Annotated in this window: 11 protein-coding genes and 1 tRNA gene; 5 read left to right on the forward strand and 7 right to left on the reverse strand. The window is 41.8% G+C overall.

All coding sequences use genetic code 11. The annotated features are described in order from the left end of the window. Window positions 1–206: 206 nt before the first annotated feature. From AAHJ11_RS20945 to AAHJ11_RS20955, 3 genes are all read left to right on the forward strand, one after another. Window positions 207–2411: a sodium-translocating pyrophosphatase gene (locus AAHJ11_RS20945; protein ID WP_234131640.1), complete on the forward strand. Its 2205-nt coding sequence runs from the start codon at window positions 207–209 to the stop codon at window positions 2409–2411. Between the two features lie 90 nt (window positions 2412–2501). After that, window positions 2502–3104: a ribonuclease HII gene (locus AAHJ11_RS20950; protein WP_074558286.1), complete on the forward strand. Its 603-nt coding sequence runs from the start codon at window positions 2502–2504 to the stop codon at window positions 3102–3104. A 180-nt stretch (window positions 3105–3284) separates the two neighbouring features. After that, entirely contained in the window at window positions 3285–4826 is a 1542-nt protein-coding gene (locus tag AAHJ11_RS20955) for a DUF5723 family protein (protein WP_008649185.1), read from the forward strand. 128 nt (window positions 4827–4954) lie between these two features. Here the strand turns inward: AAHJ11_RS20955 and AAHJ11_RS20960 are convergent, their stop codons facing one another. After that, window positions 4955–5884: a magnesium transporter CorA family protein gene (locus tag AAHJ11_RS20960; RefSeq protein ID WP_008649186.1), complete on the reverse strand. Its 930-nt coding sequence runs from the start codon at window positions 5882–5884 to the stop codon at window positions 4955–4957. A gap of 347 nt (window positions 5885–6231) precedes the next feature. Here AAHJ11_RS20960 and gpmI point away from each other — a divergent pair, with 347 nt between their 5' ends. Continuing rightward, window positions 6232–7746, forward strand: coding sequence for a 2,3-bisphosphoglycerate-independent phosphoglycerate mutase (gpmI, locus tag AAHJ11_RS20965; RefSeq protein WP_148364161.1), 1515 nt, complete (start codon window positions 6232–6234; stop codon window positions 7744–7746). Between the two features lie 169 nt (window positions 7747–7915). Continuing rightward, window positions 7916–8497, forward strand: a complete 582-nt coding sequence (locus AAHJ11_RS20970; protein WP_320974352.1) for a DUF3109 family protein — start codon at window positions 7916–7918, stop codon at window positions 8495–8497. Here the strand turns inward: AAHJ11_RS20970 and AAHJ11_RS20975 are convergent. The 6 genes from AAHJ11_RS20975 to AAHJ11_RS21000 all read right to left on the reverse strand — a co-directional run bounded on the left by AAHJ11_RS20975 (window position 8494) and on the right by AAHJ11_RS21000 (window position 14468). After that, window positions 8494–8703 carry a hypothetical protein gene (locus tag AAHJ11_RS20975; protein WP_004298238.1) on the reverse strand — a complete coding sequence of 70 codons (210 nt, stop codon included), beginning with the start codon at window positions 8701–8703 and terminating at the stop codon, window positions 8494–8496. The genes AAHJ11_RS20970 and AAHJ11_RS20975 overlap by 4 nt on opposite strands. Window positions 8704–8914: 211 nt before the next feature. Beyond that, on the reverse strand, window positions 8915–10873 hold the full coding sequence (gyrB, locus tag AAHJ11_RS20980; RefSeq protein WP_074558273.1) for a DNA topoisomerase (ATP-hydrolyzing) subunit B: 1959 nt from the start codon (window positions 10871–10873) through the stop codon (window positions 8915–8917). Between the two features lie 198 nt (window positions 10874–11071). Beyond that, on the reverse strand, window positions 11072–11326 hold the full coding sequence (gene rpsT / locus AAHJ11_RS20985; protein ID WP_004298235.1) for a 30S ribosomal protein S20: 255 nt from the start codon (window positions 11324–11326) through the stop codon (window positions 11072–11074). A gap of 42 nt (window positions 11327–11368) precedes the next feature. Then, a tRNA-Glu gene (locus AAHJ11_RS20990) sits at window positions 11369–11440 on the reverse strand. A 528-nt stretch (window positions 11441–11968) separates the two neighbouring features. Beyond that, the gene (locus AAHJ11_RS20995; RefSeq protein WP_148364160.1) at window positions 11969–12943 is read right to left on the reverse strand and encodes a FimB/Mfa2 family fimbrial subunit; all 975 of its coding nucleotides are present in this window, start codon (window positions 12941–12943) and stop codon (window positions 11969–11971) included. A 31-nt stretch (window positions 12944–12974) separates the two neighbouring features. Further along, window positions 12975–14468 (reverse strand): Mfa1 family fimbria major subunit, encoded by a 1494-nt coding sequence (locus tag AAHJ11_RS21000; RefSeq protein ID WP_320974353.1) that lies wholly within the window; start codon window positions 14466–14468, stop codon window positions 12975–12977. Window position 14469: the final 1 nt, after the last annotated feature.

Below are 14469 nucleotides of genomic sequence, written 5' to 3' on the forward strand. Positions count from 1 at the left end.
ACTCGGTGTCCTCTGTGGTGAAATAGAAATGTTCATAACCAGTGCGGAAATAAGGGATAAAGTAAATAACCACAGCATGTTCATTTGTTTAAAGAGATGTATAAAAGATAGAATGATTCAGCTTTATAAATTCTTTCTTTTTTACTTGCTTATTTCGTTTGATTTCCATACTTTTAGCCTTCGTAAACCCTTTAAAAATTGATCCTATGGACAACATTCTTTTCTGGCTGGTTCCAGTCGCTTCCGTGTTAGCCCTCTGCTTTGCTTATTACTTTCATAAGCAAATGATGAAAGAGAGCGAAGGTACACCCCAAATGATAAAGATAGCTGCTGCTGTGCGCAAAGGAGCTATGTCTTATCTGAAACAGCAATACAAAATAGTAGGCTGGGTATTCTTGGGGTTGGTTATTCTGTTTTCAATTATGGCCTATGGCTTTCATGTACAGAATGCATGGGTTCCCATTGCTTTTCTTACAGGCGGATTTTTCTCCGGACTTTCCGGATTTCTAGGGATGAAGACGGCGACTTATGCATCGGCTCGTACCGCTAATGCTGCCCGCACTTCTCTGAATGCAGGGTTGAGGATTGCTTTCCGAAGCGGCGCGGTGATGGGATTAGTTGTAGTTGGTCTGGGATTGCTCGATATATCTTTCTGGTATCTGTTGTTGAATGCAGTGATTCCTGCTGATGCGCTGACACCTACTCATAAACTCTGTGTAATTACTACTACCATGCTGACTTTCGGTATGGGTGCTTCTACGCAAGCACTCTTTGCCCGTGTAGGCGGTGGTATCTATACGAAGGCAGCCGATGTTGGAGCCGACTTGGTAGGTAAAGTAGAAGCCGGAATTCCGGAAGATGACCCTCGTAATCCTGCCACCATTGCCGATAATGTCGGTGACAATGTCGGTGACGTAGCCGGTATGGGAGCCGACTTATATGAATCTTACTGTGGCTCGATTCTGGCAACAGCTGCACTGGGTGCTGCTGCTTTTATCCATTCGGCAGATACAGTGATGCAATTCAAGGCGGTTATTGCTCCGATGTTGATTGCAGCTGTTGGTATTATCCTTTCTATTATAGGTATATTTGCTGTCCGTACTAAAGAGAATGCAACTATGAAAGATTTGCTCGGTTCGTTGGCTTTCGGTACGAACCTTAGCTCCGTGCTTATTGTTGCAGCTACATTCTTAATCCTGTGGTTCTTGCAGCTTGATAACTGGATTTTGATTTCTTGTGCCGTAGTAGTCGGATTGTTGGTAGGTATTGTCATCGGACGTTCTACGGAATATTACACTTCCCAATCCTATCGCCCTACCCAAAAACTAAGTGAAAGCGGTAAGACTGGACCTGCTACCGTTATTATTTCCGGTATTGGTTTGGGTATGCTTTCAACGGCTATTCCTGTGATCGCAGTGGTTGTCGGTATCATAGCTTCCTATTTGTTAGCTTCCGCAGGTGATTTTGCCAATGTCGGTATGGGACTGTATGGTATCGGTATTGCAGCTGTCGGTATGCTTTCTACCTTAGGTATCACATTGGCAACGGATGCTTACGGGCCGATTGCGGATAATGCGGGAGGTAATGCGGAAATGTCCGGCCTGGGTGCTGAAGTTCGCAAACGTACTGATGCGCTCGATTCATTGGGTAATACAACTGCCGCCACGGGAAAAGGTTTTGCTATAGGTTCCGCTGCACTGACAGGTTTGGCTTTGCTGGCTTCTTATATTGAAGAAATCCGAATCGGTCTGACACGTCTTGGTAATGTGGACCTGACTTTTGCAGATGGAAGTTCTATCAGCGTAGCAAATGCCACTTTTATCGACTTCATGGATTATTACGAAGTACACTTGATGAATCCGAAAGTACTTTCGGGCATGTTCCTCGGTTCAATGATGGCTTTCCTGTTTTGTGGTTTGACAATGAATGCAGTAGGACGTGCGGCAGGACACATGGTTGACGAAGTGCGCCGCCAGTTCCGTGACATAAAGGGTATTCTGACTGGAGAGGCCGAGCCGGATTACGAACGTTGTGTTGAAATATCGACAAAGGGTGCGCAGCGTGAGATGGTTATTCCTTCCTTGATTGCTATTGTTGCTCCGATTCTTACAGGATTTATCTTTGGTGTTCCCGGCGTACTCGGTCTGCTGATTGGTGGCTTGAGCAGTGGTTTCGTATTGGCTATCTTTATGGCTAACGCCGGAGGTGCATGGGATAACGCAAAGAAATATGTGGAAGAAGGTAACTTTGGTGGAAAAGGCGGTGAAGTGCATAAAGCAACCGTAGTAGGAGATACAGTAGGTGATCCGTTTAAAGATACCTCCGGTCCGAGCTTGAATATTTTGATAAAGCTTATGAGTATGGTCGCCATTGTGATGGCAGGACTTACTGTTGCTTGGAGTTTATTCTAAAAAAGCAGAAGAGAAATAAGAAAAAGGAGACAAAACAAGTCTCCTTTTTCTTATTTGAATTACCTTTGTGTCAAAATAGAAGCAATAAATATGTTATTACCTTATTTGAACGAGAATCTGATTGAGGCCGGATGTGATGAGGCCGGTCGTGGGTGTTTGGCGGGAGCGGTATATGCTGCTGCAGTTATTCTTCCGAAGGATTTTAAGAATGAACTGTTGAATGATTCCAAACAACTGACGGAAAAGCAACGTTATGCATTACGTGAGGTAATAGAGAAAGAAGCGATTGCTTGGGCGGTTGGCATTGTGTCACCGGAAGAAATTGATGAAATAAATATCCTGCGGGCTTCTTTTCTGGCGATGCATCGTGCAGTGGACCAGTTGTCCACCCGTCCCCAACATTTACTGATCGACGGTAATCGTTTCACTAAATACCCCGGTGTTCCTCATACTACAGTAGTGAAAGGAGACGGGAAATATCTTTCAATAGCAGCAGCTTCTATTTTAGCCAAAACATATCGAGACGATTATATGAACCGCCTTCACGAAGAATTTCCGTATTATGATTGGGACCACAATAAAGGTTATCCAACTAAGAAACATCGTGCCGCCATTGCCGAACGTGGCACTACTCCTTACCATCGCATGACGTTCAACCTGTTGGGAGATGGACAGTTGACTTTGAACTTCTAAGGTCGCTTTATTTCATTTTGCACATATTTTCTACATTTTTTTGCAGAATAAGCACGATTTTGTTACGGATAACCGTGAAATTGTTCCGTTTAGGCTAAAAAAGTGTTGCCTAGTGCTTTTATTTGTTATTGAAATGCTATATCTTTGCGAACAATAATAAGAATTAAAAAGTTTAAAATCATGGCAACGAACAAGCTATTATGGTCTTCTAAGCTCATTGGGGTATTTTTTATTATGTTGGTTTGCACTCTTTCTGCAAATGCACAGTTTTTACGTACTTCCTATTTCATGGAAGGTACTCACTATCGTCAACAACTGAATCCGGCTTTAACACCGACTAAAGGTTACTTCAATCTTCCGGTGATCGGTGCTGTCAATGCAACGGTTGGTTCTACTTCGTTAGGTTATCAGGATATCATTGACATTATTGATGATGGCGATGATTTCTACACTAAACCGGATTTCATGAATCGTCTGAAAGATAATAATAAACTGAATGTAAACTTCAGTACAGAAATTCTTTCTGCAGGATGGTATAAAGGAAAAAACTTCTGGTCATTCAATATTGGTCTTCGTACAGATATTGGTGCTAACCTGACAAAGAATATGTTTACCTTCTTGAATGAGATGGAAACAGTTGAAGAAAACTGGAGAAATAGTAACTATGATATTAGTGGTCAGCAATTGAATATCAATGCTTATACTGAAGTTGGTTTAGGACTTTCACGTCAGATTAATAACCGTTTGACGGTTGGTGCTAGAGTGAAAGCTTTATTGGGTATTGGCAACATGGAGTTGAAACTTAATAAAGTTGCGATGAATGCTAATTTGCCTAGTGATGCCCGTATTAATCAATTACAGGATCCAGCATATTTATCTAGTTTGGGTGTTGACGATATTACGAAGTTAAGAAGTGAAATTGAGGGCTACCATGCTAATCTGGCAGTAGATGCTCATTTGGAAAGTTCTTTCAAAGGATTGAATTTGAAAAAGGAAGATGGACAGGATTATATTAGTGATTTCGAATTTGAGAGCAAAGACATGGGAATCGCAGGTTACGGCTTCGGTATTGACTTGGGAGCGTCTTACAAGATTATGGATAATCTGACTGTATCTGCTTCTATTTTGGACTTGGGGTTTATATCATGGTCGAAAAGTAGCACTCAAATAGCTAATGCTAAAGCAGCAGGCATTGATATGAAGGGAAGTGACTACACATCAGGTATTGATCCTAATAATATCCCTGGAAGTATTACTGCTATTGAAAATAACATAAAGGATTTGCAGACGGATGCTAATGGATATATGGAGCGTGTTAGTGGCGGTGACGTACTTGACTATGAAATGTTGCAACTTAGAACGGAAGAAGCAAGCAAGTCCCGTAAATCTCGTCTTGCTTCTACCCTAGTATTAGGTGCAGAATATGGATTCTTCAATAACAAATTAGCAGTAGGTGTATTGTCAACAACTCGTTTTGTACAGCCTGATGCTCTTACAGAATTAACATTCTCTGCAAACTACCGTCCGAAAAGCTGGTTCAATGTAGCACTTAGCTACTCAGCTATCCAGTCAGCAGGTAAATCTTTCGGTCTGGGTCTGAAATTAGGTCCTCTGTTTGTCGGAACTGACTATATGTTCTTAGGTAAGAACTCTAACTCTGTGAACGGATTCGTTGGAGTTTCTATTCCGTTGGGCGGAAGAAAAGCAAATAAAGAAGGATAAGATATTTTAATTTCTCTCTCTAAACATTCTCTTTTAATTAATTCTCTATCGAATAAAAAACGTATAATTTACAGCTTACCGTCTTAGAGTCCTCTAAAGGATCACAGATGGTGAGCTGTTTTTTTGTATTAGAACCATTTTATCTTCCGGAATATCACAAATGCAAGAGTTGACAATCCAATGGAGAAGAGTACAATCAAAGAGAAAGCGAAGGGTACCTCTTCCAGATGAATATCCACATTCATACCATAGAAACTGGCAATCAATGTCGGGAGCATCAGGACGATGGATAAACTTGTCATACGTTTCATGATCGTATTCACGTTATTGGAGATAATAGAGGCAAAAGCATCCATTGTTCCCGTGAGAATATCACTGTAAATATTCACCGTGTTAAGTGCCTGTTTCAATTCGATAATAACATCCTCCACAAGTTCTGTGTCCAGATAATCCGTATCCTGGAAGATAGTTCTTAACTTTCCTATCATTACTTCATTTCCGCGGATGGAAGTGTTGAAGTAGACAAGTGTTTTCTGCAGTCTCATCAGCCGGAGCAGGTCCTCGTTGCGGATGCTTCGCTCCAGTTCCTTTTCTGCGGCGCTGATGTCTATGTTTATCTGCTTTAGATACTTCAGGAACCACACGGCAGAAGAATAGATGATCCGGAGAATCAGATCCAGTTTGTTGCGCACAACAATCCCTTTTCGGCGGGTGTGTTCAATAAAATCCGGTAATAGATCAGTGTTATGATAACAGACGGACACAATGATCTCATTGTTGGTGATGATACCAATTGGTACGGTGCTGAAAGGCAGAGTGCTGTTTTGCGCAATCTGTACAGGGATACGAAGAATGGTCAATAGCCAGTTACCTTCCGTATCCGTACGCGGACGTTCGTCCGTATCGGCTATGTCATTAAGAAATGATTCGGGTACGTTGAGAGTTTGAGTTAGAAATTCAAAGTCATCGTTATTCGGGCATACTACATTTACCCAGCTGTTAGGAAGCCATTGAGCTTTTTCCACAAAGCCAGCTTCACAATAAAGATACGTTCTCATCTTATTGCCTCCTTTCGTTTGTTTGACACGAGCAGAGGCATCAGGTTTCAATGACTCTGTTCGCTTTAATTAATACTAGTTGTGCACGTTCGCGGGTTTGAATCGTCCATATTTCTATGATTTTATTTTTAAAGCGATGCAAAGGTACGGAAAAATGAAGTAGGTTCCGCCTTTTGTATCGTGTTTTTCGATCAATATATTGAAAGTACTTTTACAAAGTAAGAAAAACATCCATAGCCTGGTGCACTTCTGCCCTGTAACTTAACATAGATTAAACGTTTACGTAACCATCTTTTTTGTACCTTTGCGCCCGAAAATCAGAGTGATAATTTAAATATTGAAATATTATGAGTAAGAAAGCCCTTTTAATGATCCTCGATGGTTGGGGATTAGGTGACCAAAAGAAAGACGACGTAATCTTCAACACGCCCACTCCTTACTGGGATTATCTGATGACTACTTATCCTCACTCTCAACTTCAGGCAAGCGGTGAAAACGTAGGTTTGCCCGACGGACAGATGGGTAACTCGGAAGTAGGTCACTTGAATATCGGTGCCGGACGCGTGGTTTATCAGGATTTGGTAAAAATCAATCGTGCATGTGCTGATAATAGCATCCTGAAAAATCCTGAAGTCGTTTCTGCTTTCTCTTATGCGAAAGAAAACGGAAAGAGTGTTCACTTTATGGGGCTGACTTCTAACGGTGGCGTACACAGCTCACTCGTTCATCTCTTCAAACTTTGCGATATCGCTAAAGAATATAACATCGACAATACATTTATCCACTGCTTCATGGATGGTCGTGACACTGACCCGAAGAGCGGTAAAGGCTTTATCGAAGAACTTTCTGCACACTGTGAGAAATCTGCAGGCAAGATTGCTTCTATCATCGGCCGTTATTACGCTATGGACCGTGACAAACGCTGGGAACGTGTAAAAGAAGCTTATGACCTGCTTGTAAACGGCATAGGTGAGAAAGCTACCGATATGGTTCAGGCCATGCAGGACTCTTATAATGCAGGTGTTACAGATGAATTCATCAAACCGATTGTGAATGCCAACTGCGACGGAACAATCAAAGAAGGTGATGTGGTTATCTTCTTCAACTACCGTAATGACCGTGCCAAAGAGTTGACTGTTGTATTGACTCAACAAGATATGCCGGAAGCCGGTATGCACACTATCCCGGGCCTGCAATATTACTGTATGACTCCGTACGATGCTTCTTTCAAGGGTGTTCATATCCTGTTTGACAAAGATAATGTATCTAATACATTGGGCGAATATCTTGCTTCTAAAGGCTTGAGCCAACTTCATATCGCTGAAACAGAAAAGTATGCACACGTAACATTCTTCTTCAATGGTGGACGTGAAACTCCGTTTGACAAAGAAGATCGTATTCTTGTTCCTTCTCCCAAAGTGGCTACTTACGACTTGAAGCCGGAAATGAGCGCTTTCGAAGTAAAAGACAAACTGGTGGCTGCCATCAACGAGAACAAATATGATTTCATCGTAGTGAACTTCGCTAATGGTGACATGGTAGGTCATACCGGTATTTATGAAGCAATCGAGAAAGCTGTTATTGCTGTAGATGCTTGCGTGAAAGATGTAATTGAAGCTGCCAAAGCACAGGATTACGAAGCAATTATCATTGCTGATCATGGTAACGCTGACCACGCTTTGAACGAAGACGGTACTCCGAACACTGCTCACTCTTTGAACCCTGTTCCTTGTGTTTACGTAACTGAGAACAAAGCTGCGAAAGTAGAAAACGGTCGTCTGGCAGATGTTGCTCCGACTATTCTCAAGATTATGGGGCTGGCTGTTCCGGCTGAAATGGACGGAAAAGTGTTGATAAATTGAGAATTGAGAATTAAAAATTAAAAAATGATAGCTAAGAATAATGCTATTCATGTTAAATCGTATGCGTTTGCTATTCGTATAGTAAACGCATACAAGTTTTTAGTAGGATCTGAAAAAGAGTTTGTTTTATCAAAACATTTATTTCTCAATTTTTAATTCTCAATTTAAGATGATACAAATAGGTGATGTAGTAGTATCTCTTGATGTATTTCAGGAGAAGTTTCTTTGCGATCTGGGTGCCTGTAAGGGTGCTTGTTGCATTGAAGGTGATGCCGGTGCTCCGGTAGAGCTGGATGAGGTGATGGAGTTGGAAGAAGTTTTGCCGGTTATCTGGGACGAACTGGCTCCGGAGGCACGTGCGGTGATTGAAAAGCAAGGGGTGGTATATACGGATCAGGAAGGTGATTTTGTGACTTCTATTGTCAATAATAAGGACTGTGTGTTTACTTGTTATGATGAGAACGGTTGTTGTTATTGCGCAATCGAAAAGGCCTATCGAGCGGGAAAGACTGCTTTCTATAAACCGGTGTCCTGCCATCTTTACCCTATCCGGATTGGAGATTACGGACCTTATAAAGCGGTGAATTATAATCGTTGGGACATATGCAAAGCAGCGGTTTTGCTGGGAAAAAAAGAGAATCTTCCCGTATATCAGTTTCTGAAAGAGCCTTTAATCCGTAAGTTCGGTGAAGAATGGTACAAAGAACTGGTTACTGTTGCCGAAGAACTGAAAAAGCAACAATATATTTAAATTCTCTTCCGGTTCTTGCGTATGCAATATACTTGATATAGTAAAATACACAATGCGATTATTATTCCGCATGCCGGTATCATCCATACTTCCGGATGAATAATAATCAAGAAGATACAAGTGGCGATCACACAGGAAGTCAATACAATAAGAAACAACCTGATCTTTGCAAATAACGGATTAGGAGCAGTAGTTTTCATTTTCATAGTTATGTTTTCTTTGCTTTTTATGCAAGATAGTGATTTTGTATGGAAAACGTTTCTGCTGTTAGCTTTTATTAAGAGATAGGCAGTTGAACTATTCGAACATAAAGAGCCTTTGGGCAAAAGAAAAACGCCGATCGAAGGATGTTCCTTCGCCATCGGCGTTTCCTCGTTGTAAGATGTGAGGTTGGTTTATAAAACGTAATTATTTAAATTATGTGTCGATATTTGCATACGTTGCATTTTCTTCAATAAACTCGCGGCGTGGTCCTACATCTTCACCCATTAACATAGAGAAGATATAATCGGCTTCTGCAGCGTTGTCAATATTTACTTGTTTCAACATACGGTTTTCGGGGTCCATAGTTGTTTCCCACAATTGCTGTGCGTTCATTTCACCCAAACCTTTGTAGCGCTGTGTATGAACAGCACTTTCCGAACCGCCACCGTAAGTATCGATAAACTTCTGGCGTTGTGCATCTGTCCAGCAATACTCTTCTACTTTACCTTTTTTGCAGAGGTAGAGCGGGGGAGTAGCGATGTATAAATAGCCATTCTGAATAATCTGTGGCATATAGCGGAAGAAGAACGTCATGATCAGTGTGTCGATGTGAGAACCATCGACGTCGGCATCGGTCATGATGATGATCTTGTGATAGCGCAGCTTTTGGATATTCGCTTCTTTGCTGTCCTCGTCAGTTCCGATAGTAACACCGAGGGCTGTGTAGATGTTACGGATTTCATCACTTTCCAAAGCCTTGTGATACATGGCTTTCTCTACGTTCAGAATCTTACCGCGCAATGGGAGGATAGCCTGGAACATACGGTTACGTCCCTGCTTGGCAGTACCACCTGCCGAATCTCCCTCGACGAGGAATAATTCACATTTCGTTGCATCCTTATCCGAACAGTCAGCCAATTTACCTGGTAGACCGCCTCCTGACATTGGGGACTTGCGTTGTACCATTTCACGGGCTTTTCTTGCTGCATGACGTGCGGTAGCGGCGAGAATCACCTTGTCTACAATCGTTTTTGCTTCCTTCGGATGCTCTTCCAGATAATATGCCAATACTTCCCCCACTGCCTGGTCGACAGCACCCATCACTTCGTTGTTACCCAACTTCGTTTTAGTCTGTCCTTCAAACTGTGGCTCTTGCACTTTTACGGAGATAACGGCAGTCAAACCCTCGCGGAAGTCATCTCCCGAGATTTCAACCTTCACTTTTTCCAGCATCTTGCTGTCTTCGGCATATTTCTTCAACGTACGGGTCAGCGCACGGCGGAAACCTGCCAGGTGTGTACCACCTTCAATGGTGTTGATATTGTTAACGTATGAGTGAACGTTTTCGGAGAATCCGGTATTGTACATGATAGCCACCTCAATAGGGATTCCCTGTTTTTCCGAGTTCAGATAGATAACGTCGTTAATCAAGTGCTCGCGTGAAGACTCGATAAAACGTACAAACTCTCTCAAGCCTTCTTCTGAATAGAACTGCTCACCCTTGAAGCTTCCGTCTTCGTTCACAACTCGACGGTCGGTCAGGGAAATACGGAGACCAGCGTTCAGATAAGCTAATTCACGCAGGCGTGAAGCCAGAATCTTGTAATCGTATACCGTTTCTGTAAAGATGGTATTGTCCGGCCAGAATTGTTGGCGGGTTCCCGTGATGTCGGCTGTACCGACTTCTTTTACAGAGTAAAGCGGTTTACCGATCTCGTACTCCTGCTGGTAGATTTTGCCATTACGGAATACTTGCGTAGTCATGTGGGTAGACAGCGCATTTACGCAAGACATACCTACACCGTGCAAACCTCCGGATACCTTGTAAGATCCTTTGTCGAATTTACCTCCGGCGTGCAGTACAGTCATGGCAACTTCCAGTGCCGACTTCTTTTCTTTCTCGTGATAGTCCACCGGAATACCGCGTCCGTTGTCCTGTACTGTGATTGAATTGTCTTCGTTGATTATTACTTCGATATGGTCGCAATATCCGGCCAATGCTTCGTCGATAGAGTTGTCAACGATTTCGTATACCAAATGGTGAAGTCCCTTGACGCTGATGTCACCAATGTACATCGCAGGGCGTTTTCTTACTGCTTCAAGACCTTCCAATACCTGGATACTATCCGCAGAATAAGACCCGTTATTGGGAGTGATTTGTTCTTCGCTCATAATTGCCTTTCTAACTTTAATAACAGAGCAAATATAGTGAAAATTGTCGACTTGACGAAGAATAATCAGTGAAAAATAAAGAATGTGAGTGGATTCTCCGCTATCTTGATAAGTTTGATATTCAATGGGTTCTAAACAAGAAAGGCCGAACTTAAAAGTTCAGCCTGGATGCTATGTAGAATTATAAAATTCTTTCTATTAAGCGAGCTTGTTGATGTAAAGAGCTAACTTAGATTTCAGATTGCTGGCTTTGTTCTTGTGAATAATATTCACCTTAGCCAACTTATCCAACATCTTTGTAATGCCTGGGTACATTGCAACTGCTTCTGCTTTATCAGTAGTTGCACGAAGCTTTCTAACAGCATTTCTCATGGTCTTGCCATAATATCTGTTGTGAAGTCTTCTAGTCTCTTCTTGTCTGATTCTTTTCAGTGATGATTTATGATTTGCCATCTCGACTAATCTATTTTTTTAGTTCTTTATTCTTTTAACTTGTAGCCCGTGGGGGAATCGAACCCCCCTTTCAAGAATGAAAATCTTGCGTCCTAACCGATAGACGAACGGGCCATCCTATTGTTGCATTTCTGCGTTTTGCTTTCTCGAATCTGTGTTTGTTTCTCGATTGCGGATGCAAAGGTAGGAACTTTTTTGAAACTGACAAATGATTCATAGGAAAATTTTCGTGGAATATGCGTTTTTTTCAAATTGACCATTCTTTTATCTTGATATTCAATGAAATAGAATGCTTTACTTTTTATAAAAAAACTTCTTTCCGGTAAAAAAACTGGAAGGTGTCCTCTTTCATATACCTTATTATATTATAATGAACTAAAAAGGCTACTTATTTGTGATTTCTCTTGTAACAAAAAAAAAGTGCATTCTCTCCTCGCTTGGACAGAATGCACGAAACACAAACAAAACAAACAATTTTAATAAAACGATATTTTCTTTGAAAAATCGTTTTATTAAGATGCTACATGTAGTGGGAAACATTACATGAGCAGAGGGCAAAAGAGCCCGCTAGGGTACTTCGCAGTAGCCTTTGTAAATACATCTCACCTAAATATTGTTCACATACTATTTCGCCATACGTTTTTAAGACTCCAGTTCAGAGTTGTTCAGGCGTATAATCCATCCGTTAACTTGCATTCTTGGGCATATCTTCGGAATCCCGGTATCCGATGACTGGATAAAGAACAAAAGCGTATATGAGTCCTGACGGTCGAGATACTCCTGGTCACTCATTTCACCTATATCATTGTAGATTTTGGATAACAACAGATATTGGGTGAGTGGGAGACGAAGAATGTTCTGGCCGCTTGGTATATGTTTGATCGATAAGGTTGTCTGATCCCCTTTCATGATACGTAATGTATTTAATCTCGCATGAATGACCGGAGTTTGCTCGGACATTACAGCCACTTCCTTCTGATATGGAAGATAGTAGACTGGAGTTGTACCGACCGGTGTGTTTGTGTAGTCTATTATTCCGTTGCCAGATTCTAGCGTAAAGGAAAAGTCCTCTTGGCGTAGAGGAGCATTTGCTTCATCTTGAAGAATGCATGAGAAATAATTAGTATCTTTCACTAAATTGGCGGTAATAACCTGATATTTTTGACTAATAGTAATATTTTCAAGGCTACTGTAAAAGAGTGCATTCAGTTTCCTGTCCGACTGGTTCTTATTGTCGCATGCCAGTGATATATTCAGGGACCTTCGTTCCGTTTGTCCGGCTTTGAGATTAGGGAGCTGGTACATATGGTTGGATGTCCCTCCCCATATAAGCAGACGATAAGTTCCTTCGGGAAATGGTACTTTTACCATACAGTAGCCTTGATGTAATGTAATGCTGTCTACGTCCACTCGATCCACATATTTATCATCCTTGTCGAAAGCAAGGATGGTAATATCGCTTACTTGTGTGGAGGCAGCGTCCACATCTAGTATATTATAGGTATACGAGATTTTCAGCCAAGTCCCGGAAGGGCAGTCTGACAAGTCGTCGTTCACCCAGTCACAGGATGAGAACAAGGCGATGGCACTGATAATATAGAGTAAAAATGGACGCATTTATAATAAATTTAGTTCGGGTGGCCAATACTTATTCAAGTTCTACATCTTGATTACGTACGGCCCACGGAAAAACATTGAAATTGATGTCTAGTTCGGCTTTATATTCATCCGGCTGATCCGGGTCGATGAAAGGTTCGCCGCTACCGAGTCCTGCAATTTTGTTGACTGACAATCTGTATATATTGTTGCGTACGATACCGAATTCCATAACACCCATTTCCGGAGAATTATTATCAAGGTGTTTGATCCAGTAATTGTAATAACAAGAGTAGTTTTCCGTTTTCTTGAAACGTTTGATACTATATCGGGCTAGTTCTTCTGTTGTCGAGTTGTCAGTGACATCATTGGGCAAATTATTAAGGACTAGTTTACGGATTGCATCTACGCTGGTATAAAAGTTGTAATTGAAGTAGAACATATTAGTCGGCCAGTTGGACTGATTGCTAACTACATCGCCATTTTCATTGAAAACGCGGTCGGGGGCAATATCCATGTTGGCTTTGAACATAACTCCCGTGCTGTATGCATTCAGTTGGGCGTCAAGGAACATACAGTTTTCCAGGCAGTAGATATGTGACCAACTGTTAGCTTGCGCCATACCTGCCCAGTTGCCGTCGTTGATATCCAACTGTACTAGAGCTTGTGCAAAGAAACCATCGGCGTTTGTAAAGTCCCCGGCATTCTCCACTGTTTTCTTGAAGAAATAGGGATCGATAACATAACCATTGTTGTCGTTGATATCACCGAAGTTTTCATCAGTATATGAATCTGGTTCCTGGAAACTGTTCAGTACCGCTGTATGGCGGAAAGTATAGAACTGGGTTGCCAGGTTCAACATTCTGAAATTGTTCAGTTTGATTGTACAGTAGGTCTTTCCGGCTGGGTCTGTTAGCGGGAAAATTTCCTGTGTTTGAGTCAGTTCGACTTTGGCAACCACGCGTTCGAGACCAATAGATACACTGGTCACTTTATCGGAATCTGTAGGTTTCTTCACTTCAACGTTCAGATTGGCAGCTCCACGATTGGTCATAACGAAACCGTTTTCGGGTACGCTTGGAATTTTTCCTGCACTGTAAGTAACGGCATCAACTGCATTCAGAAAAGCCTCTTGTGTGCTGATATTTCCAGTGATTGCTTTTCCGTTAGCTATGGCAAAGATGTTATAAGTTCCCGGATTTACAGTGATTTTGTCAGCGGTGTACTGTATGTTTTGACCGCTCGTAATTGTCCGGTTGATGTTCTTCAGTTCCTGCTGATCTTTGAGCGTTTTTGTGGTCGAGTCAAATAGATAAACTGTGAGACTCTTTACCGCATATTCTTCTTTCGAACCTTCGGTGGTAACGCCGGATGATTCGGCACTTCGGCTGGTAGCAACGTTTGGAATCTCGAAGAACAAGGCGAGATTACCATTTGACTCTGAATGAGTGTCATCGGCGATGACCACATCTGCATCATTGATGCAACTGTACTGTGTGACTGCCGCGAATAAAAGCAGTGACATTAATTTACTGAATCTTTTCATT

Source organism: Bacteroides sp. 90-K9/2, assembly GCF_047310725.1.
Taxonomy (GTDB): domain Bacteria; phylum Bacteroidota; class Bacteroidia; order Bacteroidales; family Bacteroidaceae; genus Bacteroides; species Bacteroides vicugnae.

What these genes read in the sequence shown, in the direction of transcription:
- AAHJ11_RS20995 (WP_148364160.1), bottom strand. Translation starts at nt 12,943, where the DNA reads ATGCGTCCATTTTTACTCTATATTATCAGTGCCATCGCCTTGTTCTCA.
- AAHJ11_RS20945 (WP_234131640.1), top strand. Translation starts at nt 207, where the DNA reads ATGGACAACATTCTTTTCTGGCTGGTTCCAGTCGCTTCCGTGTTAGCC.
- AAHJ11_RS20975 (WP_004298238.1), bottom strand. Translation starts at nt 8,703, where the DNA reads ATGAAAATGAAAACTACTGCTCCTAATCCGTTATTTGCAAAGATCAGG.
- gyrB (WP_074558273.1), bottom strand. Translation starts at nt 10,873, where the DNA reads ATGAGCGAAGAACAAATCACTCCCAATAACGGGTCTTATTCTGCGGAT.
- AAHJ11_RS20955 (WP_008649185.1), top strand. Translation starts at nt 3,285, where the DNA reads ATGGCAACGAACAAGCTATTATGGTCTTCTAAGCTCATTGGGGTATTT.
- AAHJ11_RS20970 (WP_320974352.1), top strand. Translation starts at nt 7,916, where the DNA reads ATGATACAAATAGGTGATGTAGTAGTATCTCTTGATGTATTTCAGGAG.
- gpmI (WP_148364161.1), top strand. Translation starts at nt 6,232, where the DNA reads ATGAGTAAGAAAGCCCTTTTAATGATCCTCGATGGTTGGGGATTAGGT.
- AAHJ11_RS20960 (WP_008649186.1), bottom strand. Translation starts at nt 5,884, where the DNA reads ATGAGAACGTATCTTTATTGTGAAGCTGGCTTTGTGGAAAAAGCTCAA.
- rpsT (WP_004298235.1), bottom strand. Translation starts at nt 11,326, where the DNA reads ATGGCAAATCATAAATCATCACTGAAAAGAATCAGACAAGAAGAGACT.
- AAHJ11_RS21000 (WP_320974353.1), bottom strand. Translation starts at nt 14,468, where the DNA reads ATGAAAAGATTCAGTAAATTAATGTCACTGCTTTTATTCGCGGCAGTC.
- AAHJ11_RS20950 (WP_074558286.1), top strand. Translation starts at nt 2,502, where the DNA reads ATGTTATTACCTTATTTGAACGAGAATCTGATTGAGGCCGGATGTGAT.